At 36.1% G+C, this 19,636-nt stretch carries 20 protein-coding genes; 7 read left to right on the forward strand and 13 right to left on the reverse strand.

Translation table 11 applies throughout. From position 1 onward, the window contains the following. Positions 1 to 33 precede the first annotated feature (33 nt). The 5 genes from FAF07_RS12470 to FAF07_RS12490 all read left to right on the forward strand — a co-directional run bounded on the left by FAF07_RS12470 (position 34) and on the right by FAF07_RS12490 (position 5,127). Complete coding sequence (locus FAF07_RS12470; RefSeq protein ID WP_142785413.1) at positions 34 to 834, forward strand: carboxypeptidase-like regulatory domain-containing protein; 801 nt, start codon at positions 34 to 36, stop codon at positions 832 to 834. A gap of 103 nt (positions 835 to 937) precedes the next feature. Beyond that, entirely contained in the window at positions 938 to 1,744 is an 807-nt protein-coding gene (locus tag FAF07_RS12475) for a carboxypeptidase-like regulatory domain-containing protein (protein WP_246067697.1), read from the forward strand. A gap of 65 nt (positions 1,745 to 1,809) precedes the next feature. Beyond that, positions 1,810 to 2,313, forward strand: coding sequence for a DUF6702 family protein (locus FAF07_RS12480; protein WP_142785414.1), 504 nt, complete (start codon positions 1,810 to 1,812; stop codon positions 2,311 to 2,313). A 111-nt stretch (positions 2,314 to 2,424) separates the two neighbouring features. Beyond that, on the forward strand, positions 2,425 to 4,719 hold the full coding sequence (locus tag FAF07_RS12485; RefSeq protein WP_142785415.1) for a M1 family metallopeptidase: 2,295 nt from the start codon (positions 2,425 to 2,427) through the stop codon (positions 4,717 to 4,719). 120 nt (positions 4,720 to 4,839) lie between these two features. Continuing rightward, complete coding sequence (locus FAF07_RS12490; protein ID WP_142785416.1) at positions 4,840 to 5,127, forward strand: Sec-independent protein translocase subunit TatA/TatB; 288 nt, start codon at positions 4,840 to 4,842, stop codon at positions 5,125 to 5,127. Here FAF07_RS12490 and FAF07_RS12495 read toward each other — a convergent pair. The 9 genes from FAF07_RS12495 to kynU all read right to left on the reverse strand — a co-directional run bounded on the left by FAF07_RS12495 (position 5,124) and on the right by kynU (position 13,731). Then, positions 5,124 to 5,765 (reverse strand): O-methyltransferase, encoded by a 642-nt coding sequence (locus FAF07_RS12495; protein ID WP_142785417.1) that lies wholly within the window; start codon positions 5,763 to 5,765, stop codon positions 5,124 to 5,126. The two genes, FAF07_RS12490 and FAF07_RS12495, sit on opposite strands and share 4 nt — an antisense overlap. Next, positions 5,765 to 6,847, reverse strand: coding sequence for an amidohydrolase family protein (locus FAF07_RS12500; RefSeq protein WP_142785418.1), 1,083 nt, complete (start codon positions 6,845 to 6,847; stop codon positions 5,765 to 5,767). The genes FAF07_RS12495 and FAF07_RS12500 overlap by 1 nt, the downstream gene beginning before the upstream one ends. Beyond that, positions 6,837 to 7,256 carry a PaaI family thioesterase gene (locus FAF07_RS12505; RefSeq protein ID WP_142785419.1) on the reverse strand — a complete coding sequence of 140 codons (420 nt, stop codon included), beginning with the start codon at positions 7,254 to 7,256 and terminating at the stop codon, positions 6,837 to 6,839. Before FAF07_RS12505 ends, FAF07_RS12500 begins: the two co-directional genes overlap by 11 nt. 7 nt (positions 7,257 to 7,263) lie before the next feature. Beyond that, positions 7,264 to 7,797, reverse strand: coding sequence for a 3-hydroxyanthranilate 3,4-dioxygenase (locus tag FAF07_RS12510; protein ID WP_142785420.1), 534 nt, complete (start codon positions 7,795 to 7,797; stop codon positions 7,264 to 7,266). A gap of 72 nt (positions 7,798 to 7,869) precedes the next feature. Beyond that, positions 7,870 to 8,652 carry an SDR family oxidoreductase gene (locus FAF07_RS12515; protein ID WP_142785421.1) on the reverse strand — a complete coding sequence of 261 codons (783 nt, stop codon included), beginning with the start codon at positions 8,650 to 8,652 and terminating at the stop codon, positions 7,870 to 7,872. Between the two features lie 81 nt (positions 8,653 to 8,733). Further along, the gene (locus tag FAF07_RS12520; RefSeq protein ID WP_142785422.1) at positions 8,734 to 10,173 is read right to left on the reverse strand and encodes an aldehyde dehydrogenase; all 1,440 of its coding nucleotides are present in this window, start codon (positions 10,171 to 10,173) and stop codon (positions 8,734 to 8,736) included. A 48-nt stretch (positions 10,174 to 10,221) separates the two neighbouring features. After that, complete coding sequence (locus FAF07_RS12525) at positions 10,222 to 10,623, reverse strand: RidA family protein (RefSeq protein WP_142785423.1); 402 nt, start codon at positions 10,621 to 10,623, stop codon at positions 10,222 to 10,224. A gap of 125 nt (positions 10,624 to 10,748) precedes the next feature. Continuing rightward, a complete protein-coding gene (locus FAF07_RS12530; RefSeq protein ID WP_142785424.1) occupies positions 10,749 to 12,149 on the reverse strand; it encodes an FAD-dependent oxidoreductase in 1,401 nt (466 codons plus the stop codon). A 259-nt stretch (positions 12,150 to 12,408) separates the two neighbouring features. After that, a complete protein-coding gene (gene kynU, locus FAF07_RS12535) occupies positions 12,409 to 13,731 on the reverse strand; it encodes a kynureninase (RefSeq protein ID WP_142786619.1) in 1,323 nt (440 codons plus the stop codon). 125 nt (positions 13,732 to 13,856) lie between these two features. Between kynU and FAF07_RS12540 the strand changes: the two genes are divergently transcribed. Continuing rightward, entirely contained in the window at positions 13,857 to 14,276 is a 420-nt protein-coding gene (locus FAF07_RS12540; RefSeq protein WP_142785425.1) for a (4Fe-4S)-binding protein, read from the forward strand. 472 nt (positions 14,277 to 14,748) lie between these two features. On the opposite strand, the gene FAF07_RS12545 is transcribed toward FAF07_RS12540, so the two are convergent. Continuing rightward, positions 14,749 to 15,423, reverse strand: a complete 675-nt coding sequence (locus FAF07_RS12545; protein ID WP_142785426.1) for a hypothetical protein — start codon at positions 15,421 to 15,423, stop codon at positions 14,749 to 14,751. Between the two features lie 68 nt (positions 15,424 to 15,491). On the opposite strand from FAF07_RS12545, the gene FAF07_RS12550 reads away from it, so the two are divergent. Beyond that, complete coding sequence (locus tag FAF07_RS12550; RefSeq protein ID WP_142785427.1) at positions 15,492 to 16,292, forward strand: class I SAM-dependent methyltransferase; 801 nt, start codon at positions 15,492 to 15,494, stop codon at positions 16,290 to 16,292. 22 nt (positions 16,293 to 16,314) lie between these two features. On the opposite strand, the gene msrA is transcribed toward FAF07_RS12550, so the two are convergent. From msrA to FAF07_RS12565, 3 genes are all read right to left on the reverse strand, one after another. Beyond that, the gene (msrA, locus tag FAF07_RS12555) at positions 16,315 to 16,971 is read right to left on the reverse strand and encodes a peptide-methionine (S)-S-oxide reductase MsrA (RefSeq protein ID WP_142785428.1); all 657 of its coding nucleotides are present in this window, start codon (positions 16,969 to 16,971) and stop codon (positions 16,315 to 16,317) included. 734 nt (positions 16,972 to 17,705) lie between these two features. Further along, entirely contained in the window at positions 17,706 to 18,485 is a 780-nt protein-coding gene (locus tag FAF07_RS12560) for a zinc ribbon domain-containing protein (RefSeq protein WP_142785429.1), read from the reverse strand. A 3-nt stretch (positions 18,486 to 18,488) separates the two neighbouring features. After that, the gene (locus FAF07_RS12565; protein WP_142785430.1) at positions 18,489 to 19,583 is read right to left on the reverse strand and encodes a Nif3-like dinuclear metal center hexameric protein; all 1,095 of its coding nucleotides are present in this window, start codon (positions 19,581 to 19,583) and stop codon (positions 18,489 to 18,491) included. Positions 19,584 to 19,636: the final 53 nt, after the last annotated feature.

The raw sequence follows: 19,636 nt of genomic DNA on the forward strand, positions 1-19,636 counted from the left end.
TTAAAATCTTAATTTACAGTAAAAAATTTAGCGATGAAAAAAGTAATGACCTATTTAGTGTTTTGCATGAGTTTGATGCTCACTGCTCAAAATTTTAACCGTGTCGAGGTACAAGGTAAAATCATTGTAGAAAGCAACGATGTAGTTGGAATTACTGTTTATAACACGTCTTCGAATACCGGAACAATCACAAATGAAAATGGAGAATTTGTACTCGCTGTAAGGGAGAATGATAATATTGAAGTGAGTGCGCTTCAGTTTCAGAATATCAGTTTTAGAGTGAATAAGGATATCATGCAATCTAAGACCATGAAGGTTTTTTTAATTGAGGAAATTAATAAACTCGATGAAGTTATTGTTTTAACCAAGGGCTTATCTGGAAATATTAATGTGGATATGGACGCCATAAAAACGTTTAATCCAAAATTAGATGCCTTGTATTTCGGTATAGAAAAAAGAGATGAATTTGAATTTGAAAAAGATTTAAAAACCAAAGTTGAAAATATTGGTATCGATAGGCAGCATAAGCCTATGGTTAATGGCTTGAACATTGTTAATGTGGTCGATCAATTATTGTTACCGCTATTTAGGTCTGGAGCTAAAAATAAAAAAGAGGTTGAAGTGCCAGATGTCCCTATAGAATCTGTGAAGTATTACTTTGGTTCAGATTTTTTAGTGACCAATTTTGATATTCCCAAACATCGGGTAGAAGAATTTATCAGGTATGTGGAGTCTGATGATTTTGATTATACCTTATTAAATTACGGAAAGGAAATGGAATTCTTGGAATTACTAAATCAAAAAAGCAAGACTTTTCTAAATAAAAATGATTAAATAAATCTGCTTATCAACTCTCAGGTTTAACAAAATTTTAGTGCCTTTTTGCATTTTCTTTAAGACTTTAAATACGTCCTTTAAAAAATAAAAAGGAACCTGTTTGAAGCAAAAACTACTTATTTTAATCATGTCATTATATTCAATAGTTTCATTAGCTCAAAATAAAGAACCAATTGATAATGAAAACACTTTATTTCAATCTATTAACATATCAGGTCATATTCAAAGTAATGGCGATATTGAAAATGTTCATGTAATCAATAAAACTGCTCAAATTTTCACTGTAAGCAATGGTAAAGGCTTTTTCGAAATATCCGGGAAAATAAGTGACACTTTGGTCTTTTCATCCGTTCAGTATCAATTAAAAGAAATCATTATTGACAGCCGTATTTACCAATCTGGTATTTGTAATGTGAGCTTACAAGATAAAGTTAATGAGCTTGATGAAGTTATTGTTGGTAAAATACTTACGGGCAATTTAATGTCCGATATTAAGAATACCGAAGGCGATCCTCCCATTAATTTTTACGATGTTGGTATTCCTGGTTATGCGGGTAAGATTGCAACCCAAAGTGAAAGGCGCCTAAATGAAGCTACTACCGGAGCGGGAATTATCCCTCTAAATCCAATAATAAATGCTATTACAGGACGGACTAAAATGTTGAAAAACCATATAGAAATTGAGAGAAGGGAAGCTTTAATGCAGAATATAAAAGCTAGATTATCAAACGATTTTTTTGCTTCAAATCCAATGGATGAAGACTTAAGGATGGATTTTTTCTATTTCTGTGCGGATGATGAAAATTTTATCAAACATTGTAAAAGCCAAACGGATTTTAAAATATTGATTTTCCTGAGGCAAAAGTATAGACAGTACATAAAAAATTTGACATCAACCGAAGATTAACATTTCGGAACACTTTTTGAAATACCAAAACAATTACTTTAGCAGCTTAATAGTTTATCATCGTTATGAAATTTTTAAAATTCTTATTCATTCTAATTATATTACCGCTTTTTGCATTTAACACGGCACACAAGTATTATATAAGCGTTTCACAAATAAATCATATTCCTGAAAAAAAATCGATTCAGATCACCTCTAGGATTTTTATTGATGATTTTGAAAATCTTTTACGCGAACGGTATGACGATGCTATTGTTCTTGATGATAAAAACGAACTAACCTCTACAAATGATTATATAGAAAGGTATTTGAAAGAAAAAATCGTTGTTAAAATAAACGGCGAAACAGTTCATCTCAAATACATTGGTAAAGAATATGATGTGGATATTGTAAGATGTTATTTAGAAGTCGAAAATGTTGAAACTATCAAATCCTTCGAGGTTTCCAATGAACTATTATTCGATTTATTCGAGGAACAACAAAACATTGTTAAGACAAAAATAAACGGAAAGCAGAAAAGCTTTTTACTCACCCAACAAAATCATAAGGCTTTGTTAAAATTTAATTAAAACAAAGTTAAGTGGCTACTTAAATCCTTATTTTCGAGTGCTTTTAAAAAACACACTCTTTTGTGTTTAACTCAAAGCAGCTTTAATTCAAAAAAAAACATTGCACATAACATGAAAAAATTTATTTATTACTTTTTGTCTGTAGTCTTTATTTCTTCTAGCCTTTTCGCACAAGAAGAAGCTAGTCAGATGCCAAAAACAGGACACAGCAACACCAACAAATTCAAGCAACTTTACGATGAATTTGCCACCCCAAATATGTTTAGAACGGGTTCTGGGGCACCTGGTCCAGCCTATTATCAACAACAGGCCGATTATAAAATGGATATTGAAATTGATGATGTCAACGCCAAATTGTACGGTAATGAAACCATAACCTATACAAACAATTCACCAGACGTGCTAACCTATTTGTGGCTTCAATTGGATCAGAATATGCGATCGAGGGAATCTAAAACACCACTTATCGAAGGTAGTGGTTTTAGACCAGCGACAACGCCGGCTAGATTTACAAAAGCCTATATAAGTGAACGTTTTGATGGCGGTTTTAATATAGAAGAAGTGAAGGACATGAGCGGTAAGCCACTTGAGCACATGATTAACAGGACCATGATGCGAATTGAATTGCCAAAGGCTTTAAATTCTGGAGAAAAATTTTCTTTTAAAATTAAATGGTGGTACAACATAAACGATCACGTTAAAGATGGCGGTCGTTCAGGCTACGAATATTTTAAGGAGAATGACAATAAAATATATGTGATGGCGCAGTTCTATCCACGTATGGCCGTTTATAATGACGTTGAAGGTTGGCAGAATTCACAATTCTGGGGACGTGATGAGTTTGCATTACCATTTGGAAATTTCGATGTAAATATTACAGTGCCAGCCGATCATATTTTAGACGGAACAGGGAGACTGACTAATAGAAGTGACGTGTTTACTAAGGATATGATGAAGCGTTTTGAACAAGCAAAAAAGTCTTATGATGAACCAGTAATGATTGTTACTCAAGCTGAGGCTGAGGTTACAGAAAAAACAAAACGTACCGATAAGAAAACATGGAAGCTCTCTGCTAAAAACGTTCGTGATTTTGGTTTTGCCACTTCTAGAAAGTTCCTATGGGATATGATGGCTGTCAAAATTGGAGATAGAGATGTGATGGCTGTATCCTTATATTCAAAGGAAGGCAATCCGCTTTGGGGAGACTGGTCGACAAAAACAGTAGCCAGTACCTTAATATCCTACTCAAGAATGACTTTTGATTACCCATATCATAAAGCCATTTCTGTACATGCACCCATGGGTATGGAATATCCTATGATATGTTATAACTTTGGAAGACCAAGACCTGACGGCACGTATAGTGACCGTGTTAAGTATGGTATGATGGGCGTTATCATTCATGAAGTTGGGCATAACTTTTTCCCAATGATTGTGAATAGTGATGAGCGTCAATGGACGTGGATGGATGAAGGATTAAATACTTTTGTGCAGTATGTAGCGGAACAGGATTTTGGTGAGAAATACCCAAAAGCCTTATCACCGCAACATGATGCCTTTCCATCAGATCGTGGTCCTGCAAGAATGATTGTGCCTTACATGAGTGGGAATCAAGATTTTATTGCGCCTATTATGACCAAAGGATTGAATACGTATCAATTTGGAAACAATGCGTATGGGAAACCTGCAACCGCATTGAATATTCTAAGGGAAACGGTGATGGGGCGCGATTTATTTGACTACTCTTTTAGAGAATATGCACACAGATGGATGTTTAAACACCCAACACCAGAGGATTTCTTTAGAACCATGGAAGATGCTTCAGCTATCGATTTAGATTGGTATTGGAGAGGTTGGTTCTATACCACAGATTGGACCGATATTGGTGTGAAAGAGGTTAAAAAATATTACTTATCGTCTACGCCTAATGCTTACGGCAAGAGAATTTCAGATCGCTATAATATCGATTCAAAAGACCTAGTTTATTTAGTTGAAGAGGGTAGTGAGGATTATAACGACGGGATGAAAGACAAATCACCTACTGAAGCGTCTCCTACATTAAAAGAATATCTTATGGATAACTTTACACCAGAACAACGTAAGGCAATCGTAGAACCAAAGTATTTTTATAGCGTAACGTTTGAAAAACCAGGTGGCTTAGTAATGCCTATTATCGTGGAATTTACCTATGCTGATGGTACTAAGAAAAAAGAAACCTATCCTGCTCAAATTTGGAGACTTAATGACAATGAAGTAAGCAAAACGATTGCATCTCAAAAAGAGATTGTAAGTATTGTGGTTGATCCAGATTTAGAAACCGCAGATGTCGATACCTCCAACAACTCATGGCCAAAAGAGGTTAAACAAAGTGAGTTTGACGAATTTAAAAATAAAGTAAAAGGGTAATTATTGACCTAGTGTAAAAAGCCGATTTGAAAGAGTCGGCTTTTTTTATGCACCTAAGAGAATACAATAAACAGGCAATAATTTCTTTATTGGTATCAAACAACTTACTATATTTGTACTGTGATACAGTTGGCAACATTTTTATTCATTAGTGGCGCAGAAATTGCGTTTGTTCTATTCATCGTTATTATGGTTTTTGGTGCGGATAAGCTACCAGAAATTGCAAGAGGGCTAGGTAAGGGCATGCGTACCCTTAAAGATGCCACCAACGATATAAAACATGAAATCACCAAAACGGCAGACAGCCATGGTATTGATACCAGCATCACTAAAGATGTTAAGGATGAACTCAATAAAGTAAAAGATGAGTTAAAAGATTTCACAGGATCTGTAAAAAGAGATCTTTAGAGCTTTCTGCTTAAAGTCAATCCATCTCTAATAGGTAAAATAACCGTCTCAATACGTTCATCACCTTTTAATAAGGCGTTGTATGCCTTCAAAGCTTTTGTAGCGATATCATCGGGTTGCACAGGTTCAATAACTTTTCCACTCCAAAGCACATTGTCAGATAATATCAATCCGTCTTTATTAAGCTTATTAATAACCACATTAAAATAATTTACATAATTTTCTTTGTCGGCATCAATAAAAATCAAGTCGTAACTTTTATCAATCTCAGGTATAATGTCAAGGGCATTGCCTAAATGTTGAAAAATTTGGCTTCCATATTCAGATTTGTCAAAATATCTCCGCTGAAAATAAACCAATTCTTCATTAATATCAATAGTGTGCAATTCACCAGTAGGCTGCATACCCTCGGCTAAACATAGCGCCGAATATCCAGTATAGGTGCCAATTTCAAGAATGTTTACAGGCTTTACTAATTTAGAAATCATACTTAAAATTCGACCTTGATAATGACCGCTTAACATGCGCGGTTGCAATATTTTTTGGTATGTTTCTCTATGAAGTTGCTGTAACAATTCTGGCTCATTTTCAGAATATTGTATAATATAATCGTCTAATTCTTCCGGTAAAAAATTCATTATCCTAAAATTCTTTTCACTAATTTTTCTTTGGCATTTTTATCATCTCCACATAACCATTGAATCACGTTGTCTTCCCAAATGGCATCATAATCTGTTTGGTCAATAATGTTACGTTCCAAAGCGAGATCTAATATCTTGCCAGGGTAAGAGGATTGCTTAATACTTTCCATTTCACCCAAAGGATATGGGTCATCCAATCCCATAATAACCTGTTTAGAACCTTGGTTTTCTACGAGCAATTTTAGAGATCCAGTGTCATGGACCAAGGTGTCAAAAAAGATATTTTTGTGGCCAACGGCCTCACGCGGGTGGTGTTTGCCTTCAAATAGATCTGGCCTACCGTCAAAGCCTTGTATACGTCGGCCTAAATTAATCTGTGCGAGCTGACCGCCATGTGCAAAACAGGTTCGCATATTTGGAAACTTATCTTGATAACCGTTTAATGTCAAAAAATGATAGGCATCCGCACATTGTGCCAACATCCAAATTAAATGAAACCGCCATGATATATTCTCTAGTTTAATAAATTTTTCACCGTCATAGGGATGAATTTCAACTGCCAAATTATATTTGTTGGCGAGTTCAAAAATGGGCTCATTTTCTTCATCAAAAATACAACGCCAAGTGCCTATAGTGTCCATATAATGCGTTGGCAAACACAGTAATTGCATGCCATGTTCTTCCACGCAACGTTCAATTTCCCAACAGGCACTTCTTACAAAACCAGGATGGACAACAAAACCACAAGTAAATTTACTCGGGTTACTATGCTGAATACCGGCATTAAAATCATTTTGGAAGCGAAGCGCTTGCTTCATCTCTTCCACACGTAATCCATTACCATAAAGTTGGGATAGATTTAAAACCACGGCATGATCAATATCAAAGCGCTCCATCCATTCTAATTTCTCATGTAAAAAGAAACTCGAATCGGTTATGGGTCTGTTCCAATCTTTTTGAAGCATAAACTTACGATCCTTATCTACCCAGAAAATGCCTTTTTCGTGCATAAAATCGGGTATTTCCTCAGGATAAGGAAGGAGGTGTGAATGACCGTTTATACGTAATTTATGTTTCATTTCTATAATTGGAGTTTAGGCAAATCATGGTGGCTTGCATGGTTGCGAATATAATATCTTGCTTATCATTTGTGACTATACCTTCACAAAACACAAGGGTTTTACCGGTTTTAATAACATGGCCTTTTGCTATAATATGATGTGTTTGTGCTGCCCTGATAAAATTGGTTTTGAATTCTACAGTAAGAACATCAGAGCCTTCTGGCATGGTGCTTAACGCTGCATAACCACAGGCCACGTCGGTAATACTGGTTATTACTCCAGCATGAAAAAAACCGTGCTGTTGCGTTAATGTACCATTTAAATGACATGCAATTTTAGCCTCACCTTTTTTAACTGAAATGAGTTGAGCACCAAGGGTTTTCATAAAACCTTGTTTAGAAAAACTTTCTTTCACTTGTTCAATCATAATAAGTTTAATCAATCTTAACTTTGGTTGGAGGCTCCATAACGGCACCACAATTTGGGCAACTGCGCTTGACACTATCCTTGTAATAGTTGTCAAATATTTTAGGCATATCGGTTTCAATATTATCCAATGTAAAATCTTCTCCGTATAATTTGGTGTGGCACTTTTCACAGAACCATAATAAGGCATCTTTAGTGCCTGCTTCTCTGGGATATTCAATAACCAAACCTACTGTATTTGCGCCACGCTGGGGGGAATGCGGTACTTTTGGGGGCAACAGAAAAATCTCACCTTCTTTAATATGAATATCTTTAGGCGTCCCATCTTCAATCACTTTCAACACGATGTCCCCTTCAACCTGATAGAAAAATTCGGGAGTCTCGTTATAATGATAATCCTTTCTACTATTAGGACCGCCAACAACCATCACAATAAAATCGCCATCTTTCCAAACCACTTTGTTGCCAACCGGGGGCTTTAAAAGATGTCTGTTTTCTTCAATCCAAGCTTTAAAATTAATAGGAGATACTAGTTTACTCATGATATTTTAATTTTGGGCGTGCCCCTTGGGGTCAGGCTTTCCGCTATCCTTCACGCAAAGTTTTTTATAAAGTTACAAAGATTTTGTTCTTCCACCATCAACGGGCAAATTAATTCCGTTAATATAACTCGCACATTCACTCGCTAAAAACGTAATGGCATTGGCCAATTCTTCTGGTTCTGCAAAGCGTTTAGCGGGTACCGATTGTTTCATGGCATCGGCTGCTTCATCAATAGTTTTTCCAGATTTAGCCGACTTGTTTTTTATGATTTCCGATAAACGTTCCGTTCCTGTCGCTCCGGGAAGCACATTGTTTACGGTGATGCCAAAAGCCCCTAATTCGTTCGCGAGGGTTTTACTCCAATTAGCAACGGCTCCTCTTATGGTGTTGCTCACGCCTAAGCCATCTAAAGGTTGCTTTACCGAAGTGGAAACCACATTGATAATGCGGCCATAACCTTCAACTTTCATATATGGAATCACCGACTGTGCCAAAACATGATTGCATTTTAAATGTTGCGTAAACGCATTATCAAATTCTTCTAAACTGGCTGTTACAATGGCGCCTCCTCTAGGACCGCCCGTATTGTTTACCAGAATATGAAATCCGTGGTGCTCATCAATATATTTAAGGACCTTTTCCTGTAAATCCCTGGGGTTTGAAAAATCGGCCACTATAAAATCATGGGTATCAGGACCTGGTAAGGCTTCCAAAACAGCTTTTAGTTTTTCCCTATTTCTCGCTACTAAGGTCACGCGAACACCTTCGGCAGCTAAGGCAAAGGCTGTGGCTTTTCCAATGCCTTGTGTGCTACCACATACTAAAGCGTATTTATTATTTAAGTTTAAATTCATATTTTTCAGATTAAAGAAAAAAGAAAAAGGAGCAAAGACGATTTGGTCATGTCTATTTTCTTTTTTTATAAGTTCATTTTGTTAGTATTTAATACACACATTTTTAGCTTCTGTAAAAAACCGTAAGGCTTCAAAACCACCCTCTCTGCCAACACCCGAGGCTTTTACACCTCCAAAAGGGGTTCTTAGATCGCGTAGCATCCAGGTGTTAACCCAAATAATGCCTGCCTGTAATTGGTTGCTCATGCGCATGGTTCGCTTTAAATCATTGGTCCATAATGTCGCCGATAAACCATACTTTACTTTATTGGCCATGTGCAGCACGTCATCTTCACTGTTAAAAGGCATGATGGTCACAACAGGTCCAAAGACTTCTTCTTGATTAATACGGCAATCATCTGTTGAAACCTCAATGACTGTTGGCTCTAGATAATAACCGTTTTCGAAATCTTTAACGGTGATTTTGTTTCCACCGCATAAAATAATGCCGTTTTCTTCTTTGGCTATGTTTATATAGTGCATCACTTTTTCTAGGTGTGATTTTGAAACGAGCGCGCCAATATCTGTTGTATCATCAGAGGGGTGCCCTACTTGTAATTGTTTTATTTTTTCAACAAAATCGGTTTTAAATTTTTCATAGATGGAAGCTTCTACAAATATTCGACTCCCACATAAGCAAATCTGACCTTGGTTGGCAAACGAAGAGCGCACGGTTGTGTTTAACATATCATCATAATCACAATCGGCAAATATGATGTTTGGGTTTTTTCCGCCTAATTCCAGAGACAATTTTTTAAACATGGGTGCTGCTACTTTAGCAATATGCTCCCCTGTTGCTGTGCCACCCGTAAAACTAATGGCTTTAATATCTGGATGCTCAATAATGGCTTGCCCTGTTTTGGTTCCCAATCCGTGAACGATATTTAAAACGCCTTTTGGTAAACCGGCTTCGTTGCAAATGTCTCCCAATAAGTAGGCGGTCATGGGTGTGATTTCACTGGGTTTGGCAACCACACAGTTTCCTGCAGCTATTGCCGGGGCTATTTTCCAAGTGAATAAATACAAGGGAAGATTCCATGGGGAAATGCAACCCACCACACCAATAGGTTGCCGCAGGGTGTAATTGATGGCATTTTGTCCTACACTTTCATGACTTTCACTAGCAAATTGGGTAATGGCATTTCCAAAAAAGCGAAAGTTACTAGCTGCTCTTGGTATATCGACCGATTTGGCTAAACGGATTGGTTTACCATTATCCTTGCTTTCTGCTTCTGCTAATCGTTGTAAATTGACTTCTATTAATTCTGAAATTTTAATTAGGATTCTACTGCGTTCATCCAAGGTGGTTTGAGACCAAATTGGAAATGCATCCTTCGCAGCCTTATATGCAGTTTCTACATCCGCTTTGGATGAATTTGGTAGTTGCCCGTAGACTTCACCATTTGATGGACAATAGTTTTCTAACCATTCATTCGAGATTGGATTTTGAAACTGTCCGTTTATGTAGTTTTGAATTTTCATTTTACTATGAATCTCACATCTTAGTTAGAGAGATGATTTTAAAAAAGTTTATAACTTTTTATAAGCCATCACCTTAATCTCAACCACCAAATCTGGATGAGGTAATTGGTGCACTGCTACTGTTGTTCTGGTGGGACCTGTTTCTTTATCAAAAAATTCTGCATAAGCTTTGTTATAGCCAGCAAAATCATTCATGTTAACTAAAAACGTGGTGACGTCAACCACATCTTTTATAGAAGCTCCTGTATTTTTTAAATTGTTATCAATATTTTTTAAAACTTCGCGTGTTTGCGATTCAATATTCAAACGTTTCGTTCCCATTTCGTCAATAATATCAACACCTGCAATGGTATTGTCTGCACGTCTAGAACTGGTTCCTGATACGAATATAAAATCGCCCACACGTTTGGTGTGCGGGTAGGCGCCCCTTGGTGTTACTTTATCACTCATACTAAAAGCCCATCCTAACCTTCCCAAAGGGAAGGGATTCTTACTCGGGCGGATAAGAATTTGTTGTTGTTATTCATTTTAAAGCGTAACATTTCCCTTCCTATGGAAGGGTTAGGGAAGGCTTCTTATTTCAATCCCGCAATTCTATCATCTTCAAGAATAGCTTCGGTTTTTTGTTTTACTTTTTCTAAAATTAATTTTAAGTTATCTGATGCGCTAATCTCTTTATCTGTCAGCATGTTTAAAATAGCTTTATCTTGAGCGCGTCCTTTTAACATGGCTTCTCTATAACCTATATGCTCATTAAACGTTACCAGTGAGTATTTAGAAGCATAGTCTTCTGGAAACGCTTTTTCTAAAGCCATTTCCAATTTACGCTTTTCTTGGAATATAGGATTAGCCACATGGTCTTTCATTTCATGAAAATTATCTATGGCTAAATCTGCAATGGCATCGGTATCTTTTTTACGTTTTTTTTCATACTCCATAAAAACAGTTTCCCAATGGCCTTTGTGCTTATCTAAAACGGCATCAAATTCTACCACATCTTCAAAGGACGCATTCATGCCTTGACCATAAAAAGGAACAATGGCGTGGGCAGCATCACCCATTAAGAGCGTATGGCCTTTATAATGCCATGGCGAACATTTTACTGTGCCTAAAGGTGCCGTAGGATTTTCAAAAAAATCGTTGACCAAATTAGGCATTAGTGCCAATGCATCTGGAAAGGCTTCGCTAAAGAATTCAAGAACGACTTCTTCGTTTGTTAGGTTGTTAAAATTGTACTTGCCTTCATCATAACTGAGGAATAAGGTGACCGTAAAACTGCCGTCTAAATTTGGTAGAGCAATGAGCATAAAATGACCACGAGGCCAAATATGTAAGGCATTTTTATAGGTTTTATAATCACCATTATCTTTTGGTAAAATGGTGAGTTCCTTATAGCCGTGGGTTAAATAGTTCTGGGAAAAACTAAATAGAAATTTTTTACTTAAATAATAACTTTTTCGCATGACAGAACCGGCACCGTCTGTTGCTATAATAATATCGGCATCCTCAACGAATTCATCTTTGGTTTTGTGATCTTGAAATAGTGCTGTTGTTTTTTCGAAATCAACCGACTTACATTTTTTATTGAAATACAGATTGACGTTTGCATGCTTTTCGGCTTCATCCAAGAGCAATGCATTTAAACCGCCACGTGAAATGGAATTGATATATTCATGCGCTCGTCCACTATAATTGGATTGGAAGGTGTTGCCTTTTTTATCATGAATCATCCTGCCGTGCATAGGGATGCAAAGCGCTTTAACTTGCTCTTCTAAACCTACTAATGTCATGGCTTTATTTCCGCGATCTGAAAAGGCAAGATTAATGGATCGTCCAGCACTAATGTCCACTGTTCTTAAATCTGGACGCATCTCATAAACCGATACGTTATAGCCGCGCTGCCCCAATCTTAAAGCCAGCAAGCTCCCACAGAGTCCTGCACCTATGATGAGTATGTTTTGTTTTTTTTCTTTCATTTTTGTCTTCCTGAACTTGTTTCAGGATCTTATTATTGTTCATTTTGTCTTGATACAAAACGAACCAAAAAATCATATTGAAATGAGGAATTTTTCTCCTGTTATCTCAGAAGAATACCAAAAATCAAATCTAAATTTTTTCCAAGGCTTCAAAAATTTTTAACAATTTGATTTTTATATTCTGCATTTCAATGTTCAATTCTGTGAATTGATTTGGGACTTGACTTTCTGCTAAAGTCTGTTAATTCCATCTTGCATACTATTTTTCACGTTTAAAAATCCGCCTCAGTTCCCTCTCCTTCGGAGAGAGAGGGTTAGGGAGAGAAAATATTCCTTTCAGTTTCTCAACCAATCTAAAAACATCTTCAAATGAATTATAAAGTGGTACTGGCGCACAACGAATAACGTCTGGTTCCCTCCAATCACTTATCACACCAGCTTGGGTTAATGTGTCATGTAATGTTTTGTTTGCATTTTTTACCTGAATGGATATTTGACAACCACGTTCATCCGGGTTTTCTGGCGTAATAATTTTTATCACATGTTCTCCAAGTTGCTTCAATAGGAATTCAAAATAACCTGTTAATTTTTTAGATTTATCAATCAAATTATCGAACCCGACTTCATTAAATATATCCAACGAAGCCTTTATTGCTGCCATAGATAAAATGGGTGGATTACTCAATTGCCAACCTTCTGCACCCGGTAATTGGTCGAATTCATCACGCATTTTAAAACGTGTTTCCTTGTTATGGCTCCACCAACCTGTAAATCGATTTAAATCTTTTTTATAAGCATGTCGCTCATGCACAAAACAACCTGCTAAACTGCCTGGGCCGGAATTTAAATATTTGTACGTACACCAAACAGCAAAATCTACACCTGAATCGTGTAAATTAAGCGCTACGTTACCAGCACCGTGAGCACAGTCAAAACCAACAGTGCACCCAAAATCGTGTCCCAATGTTGTGATACGTTTTAAGTCGAAAAACTGTCCCGTGTAATAATTAACACCACCAATCATAATAAGTGCTATTTCATGCCCATGTTCTTCAAGGATGGTTTCTAAGTCTTCATATTGTAAAAGTGTCTCGTCTTTTTTAGGCTTCCAGAGTATTAAACCCGCTTTGTCATCATAGCCATGATGTCGTAATTGTGATTCTACCGCATATTTATCTGAAGGGAAGGCATCGCTTTCAATAAGAATTTTATAACGCGTTTTTGTGGGTTTGTAAAAGGAAACCATCATTAAGTGAAGGTTTGCCGTTAGAGTGTTCATAACAACCACTTCCATGGGTTTTGCGCCAACAATTTTCGACATGCTTTCAGTAAGGAATTCGTGGTAGTTTAACCATGGTGTTTCTCCTTCTGTATGCCCTTCTACTCCTAAATTAGCCCAGTCGTCAAGTTCTTGATTAACATAGGCTTTCGTTGCTTTAGGTTGTAGCCCTAAAGAATTTCCAGTCATGTAGATGAGTGTGTTACCTGCTGCATCCTTAGGAATGTGAAATTGATTTCTATAATGATTTAAAGCATCTTCATGGTCCAATTGCTGTGCATATTTAAGACCTAATTGATGGATAGACAATGTGTTTTGGTTTTGTGTTTCTAACAAAAATAAGCATTATAATCTTAGAAATAAAGCTGCTGTTTTACATCTTGATAGCCTATGTTTTTTTTTGTATATTTATTAAAAAACTTAGGGATATGGGTAAAACAAAAGAATTTTCTAACGGCGAGATTACAGTGGTTTGGAAACCAGAGTCTTGTATACATTCTGCAAATTGCGTCAATGGTTTGCCAAAAGTATTTCAACCTGGTGAACGCCCATGGATAAAAATTGATAATGCGACAACGGAAGCGTTAATTAGCCAAGTAAAGGAATGTCCGTCTGGGGCATTGAGTTCTTATAAGAATGGTGACACTGAAAAGACATCTGAAACTTCAGAAATAAAAGTTCAAGTATTGGGGAATGGCCCCTTATTAGTTTCAGGAACCTTAGAAGTGACACTTAAGGACGGGGCAACAGAAACTAAAACTAAATCAACAGCATTTTGCAGATGTGGTGCATCCCACACCAAGCCTTACTGTGATGGCTCTCATGTGAAAGAAAACTTTAAGGGATAGTTTATGAATTGAACTCATCTTGACTTTTTCTGTTTCCTAAAAAACGGCTAAAATTCGCTCATATTTCGTTACTTTTTTTATTCGTAGCGATGCTATGCCTTTCAAAAAGTATCTCATCTGTACAAATTTTATCTCGTTTTCGGTTAAAAACAAAAAGTCAAGATGAGTTCATTGAAAAAGCTTCTTAACTGAAATAATTAAAAAGCTTTAGGAATATAATAGACGCGTGACGCGGAAGATTATATTATATATACGTTTGTAGTTCGTATTTTGATTTTCTACCTACACAAAATATATGTGATTATACAGTGTTTTACCAGTGACAAATATTTGTCTGATTATTGACTGACCTGTTTTGGTCTTGTATGTCCCCTTGAGGGGACTCTAGGGGTGTTTTTTGTCTATTGTCATCAAATTTGTGCTTACTGGTATGATAACGAATGACCAATAAATATATTCTTCATTATGAATGTCATTCCAAAACAACTTCAATATTAGTAAAATTGAGGTTCCAGTTGGCGTTTTCCTTTTTATGTTCGGTCGCTATTTTTATACCATTAAACATTTTGTAATTTTCGAAAGTTGTTGCCATGGTGGGTTCTGTAGCATTGACTTTTCTATATATCCACTCTTGAATTAGAAAGGTATCGTCATAAAATAAATCATAAGCATCGCCTGGAGTATAGCCGCCATCATTGGAATAGGTTAGTGTAATCTTATTCAAATTGGTTTTACTTATTGGTGACTCAGCTTTGACTGGCTCGGTTATGGTTGTACCCGTATCCCAAACAAGTTGATACGGTACTAACAACCAAAATTTGTCGTTTATAAACCCCTGATCTGCTTGCATATTGGTAGAATCAATTTGAGTTCTAATGTAGCTAATCGTGTCATTCTTGTTTATTAAGATTACCTCGTTGGTTTTTGGTTTCCAAATCCATCGTCTTTCAAAATACACGCTATCTCTATCTACGTTGAAGGTGAATTTAATTTCAGAAACTTTATCCCAAAGTTTAAAACCATGCGCATTTGCAATTTTTTCAGCTATAGTTAATGGCTTCGAGTTCGTTTCAGAAATTGTTTTTGTATCATTTTTACAGGAAAATATGGCAACTGCAATACAGAGAACAAATATTAATTTTTTCATAATTGAATTTTTTCAAAGATATATAAGATTGCTGAACTTGTTATATATTAGAACTTTAAACTTTTGTTATGAAAACGAACACCGAGTATTTCAAGGTAAACAAAGTCACATGGAATGAGAAAGTTGAGGTTCATGCGCAGAGTGACCTATACGATTTAGAAGCTTTTAAAAACGGAAAATCTTCCTTAATGCCTTATGAATTGGAGGCTTTGGGCGATGTAGAAGGAAAATCCTTACTTCACTTGCAATGTCATTTTGGTCAAGATACCCTGAGTTGGAGTAGGATGGGAGCCAAATGTACGGGGGTAGATTTAAGTGATGCCGGTATAAAACTGGCGGAAAGCTTAAATAATGAGTTGCACTTAGATGCCAAATTTGTTTGCTGTAATGTTTTAGAGACTTCTGAATTTGTAACAGATACTTTTGATATTGTTTTCACCAGTTATGGCGTTATTGGTTGGTTACCCGACTTAAAACCTTGGGGAAAAATGATTGCAGAAAAACTAAATGTGGGTGGCACATTTTTTATGGCTGAATTCCATCCGATAGTTTGGATGTTTGATTATACGGAAGGTAAATCAGAAATGACATATGGATATTTGCAGAAGGGCGTAATTTATGAAGAATATGAAGGCACCTACGCTGATGAATCGTCAAACATGGTAAGTAAAGAATACGGCTGGAACCACGGTTTAGGGGAAGTTGTTTCTGCTTTAACAGAAGCTGGATTGCGTATAGACTATTTAAAAGAGTATGATGAAAGTCCGTACGATGTGTTACCAGATTTGATAAAAACCGAAACGGGGATGTATGTAACAAAAGATAAATTATATCCTTTAATTTTTACTTTAAAGGCTACTAAGTTATAGTGACTATGGTTTCCTTTATATTCTAATGACTATCCTTAAGTAATTCTGGAAATTTCGCTTTAAATTTATTTAAGCGTGGTATAGAAACATTTCTGATATAACCATTATTCGGGTGTAAGCGTTCGTAGTTTTGATGGTAGTCTTCAGCAACCCAAAACTTTTGAAACGGATAAACTTCTGCAGCAACTGTTTTATTCAATTTTTTTTCTAGTGCCGCTTTTTTGGATTCAATAATGTCTTTTTGTTCGTCATTTTGATAAAAAATAATAGATCGGTATTGAGAGCCATTATCGGGACCTTGGCCATTAAGTTGCGTTGGATTTTGCGAACCAAAGTAAACATCAACCAGAGTAGCGAAACTGACTATATTGGGATCGTAAATAATTTCTACAGCCTCAGCATGTCCTGTTCTTCCCGTATTACTAGCTTCATAAGTTGGGTTTTTGGTATGTCCGCCAGAATAACCACTAACCGATTCTTCAACCCCTTTTACGCTTTCATAAACGGCTTCCACACACCAAAAGCAACCGCTTGCAAAATAAGCTCGGGCTTTACCGTTGACAATAGGAACCTCGACGGGAGCTTTTGTTAGGAGGCTGTTTTGTTCTTCATTGGTTTGAGCAGCATTTTTACAGTTATAGAATAACGCCAATAGCAATAAGGGAAATATTTTTTTCATAAGAATTCTTTTTTTCTTTTTAAATAGACACGCGTTGTGCATTTTGAATTTTTATACTAAAAGGATGTCAGTTCGAGTGAAATTCTACAAGAATTTTGTATCGAGAACAGTTTTTAACACGTAAACTTTTATTCTCGATACAAATTCACTCAAAATGCACAATGGGTAATAGTCGCATAAAAGTACGAAACCTTAATTTATTTATGTTCATTTTGCCTTGATGCACTATTTCGCTTTTTTAGGAATACCTAGTAGACATTTCAAGCTAAATACAAAACAAAAAGATCATATCAATCTGAGGAAATTGTTAAAGCACCATTCGCTCTCGGAATTACGCGCCTAAAGCTGCGCTTTGCGACTCCGTTCCTTCACTCTTTATTTCTTCATATTGATGATTCCGACCGTGTAGGAAGTTGGGACTTGACTTTTGTTGAGGTTTTGTTTTTTTTTTAAAATTGTGTTTTGTTATCGTTAGGTTATCCCCTAGAGGGGATTATAGGGGTGTTTTTTTTAATTTATTATATTGGTATGTTTGAACTTCAAACTGAAGAGTGTTACTGCGGACTGTCCCGCGTTAGGGATTGCAGTGGAAATCCTTTTGCTTTTTTGCAAAAGATTGTAGCGGAAAGCCCGACCCTTCCGATAGCTATCGGGAGGGTAACGCCCAAATTATTAGGCATAAAAAAAGCCTTCAAATTACTTGAAGGCTTTTAAAAGTATATTTTAAAAATGGACTAGAGTTTAGAAAACATCTTTTCCATTTTAGCTTTTTGTTCTTCAGCAAGGGCTGCATCCACTAAGATACGGCCACTATGTTCATCTGTAATTACTTTTTTGCGAGAAGCAATTTCAACTTGAACTTGAGGGGGAATGGTGAAAAAAGAACCTCCAGAAGCACCTCTTTCAATCGGCACCACGGCTAAACCATTCTTTACGTTTCTTCTAATTCTAGCGTAAGCTGCAACTAAACGATCTTCAATCTGGGTTTTGTATGCTTCAGATTTTTCTAATAATGCTTTTTCTTCCTTTTCAGTTTCGGCTAAAATAGCATCAAGCTCACTCTTTTTATGTTTCAGGTGTGATTGTCTTTCTTTTAAACGCTCTTTCGTTTCGTTGATGACTTCCTTTTTCTGTTCAATTTGAACTTTGAATTCCTTAATATGCTTGTCGGCCAGTTCGATTTCTAATTCTTGAAATTCAACTTCTTTAGTTAATGAGTTAAACTCCCTGTTATTTCTAACATTCTTTTGTTGCTCACTATATTTCTTGATTAAAGATTTAGATTCTTCGATAAGATTCTTTTTAGAAGTAATATCGTTATCAATAACTTCTAAATTTGAGACTAATTTTTCTAATCTGATGTTTAGTCCAGCAACTTCATCTTCTAAATCACGAACTTCTAATGGAAGTTCTCCACGAACATTTCTTATTTCATCTATACGAGAATCTATAAGTTGTAAATCGTACAACGCTCTTAAACGCTCTTCAACAGTTACTTCTTTCTTTTTAGCCATACTTTAAAAATACTTAATGGGATTGGTATTTGTCCTTGATAAAATGATGGCAAAATTAGTAATTTTTTTTGTAAGATACGCTACTAAAAGGTTTTTTGTGAACTGCTCACTTTCATAATGTCCTATGTCTGCCAAAAGTATGGCGTTTTCGGCAGTAAAGAAGTCATGATATTTTAAATCGGCTGTAATAAATGCATCAGCTCCAGCGGCTTTTGCTGCTTCAATAGCAAAACTTCCCGATCCTCCTAATACAGCTACTTTTTTAATGGGTTTATTTATGAAATTTGAATGGCGAATGCCTTCCGTTTTCATTTTGTTTTTAACATGTTTTAAAAAATCAGATTCCTCTAAAGCTGTTTTCAGCTCGCCTATCATGCCCATGCCAATATGTTGATTTTTGTTTTCTATGGTCACGACCTCATAAGCGACTTCTTCATAGGAATGCGTTTTAAATAAGGTCTGCAATATTTCAGGTTCCAAATGCTTGGGGAAAGTGACAGAGACTTGTGTTTCCTGCTCATGATGAATATGACCTTTTTCACCCTTTGTGGGGTTGGAGTTATCATTCCCTTTAAATGTACCTATGCCGTTAACATTAAAACTACAATCGGAATAATGCCCTATACTTCCAGCACCAGCGTGAAATAATGCGGTTCGTAATTGTTCTGCTTCTTCTTTAGGGACGTAGGTGGTAAGTTTTTTGATGGTGCCGCTTTGCGGAATTAAAATTCGTTTATTTGTTAATTCTAATTGGTTACAAATCATATTATTTACACCTTCCATAGCATTGTCCAATGCCGTATGCATACTATAAATCGCAATATTATTTTTAATGGCTTTTATGACCACACGTTCCACATAGTTTTTTCCAGTCAATTTTTTTAGACCTTTAAAAATGATAGGATGGAAGCTAACAATAAGATTGCAATGGGTTTCTATGGCTTCATCAACTACTGCTTCAAGGGTATCCAATGTGACTAATATGCCAGTGATATTTTCGTTTTTATCACCAACCAATAGGCCTACGTTATCAAAGTCTTCGGCGTATGCCAAAGGGGCAAATGTTTCTAAATGGTTAATAACATCTTGAACAATCATAATATTTTCATCATTTGATTATTAAACAAATATAAAATATTTACTTTGCTATA

Source organism: Changchengzhania lutea (assembly GCF_006974145.1).
Taxonomy (GTDB): domain Bacteria; phylum Bacteroidota; class Bacteroidia; order Flavobacteriales; family Flavobacteriaceae; genus Changchengzhania; species Changchengzhania lutea.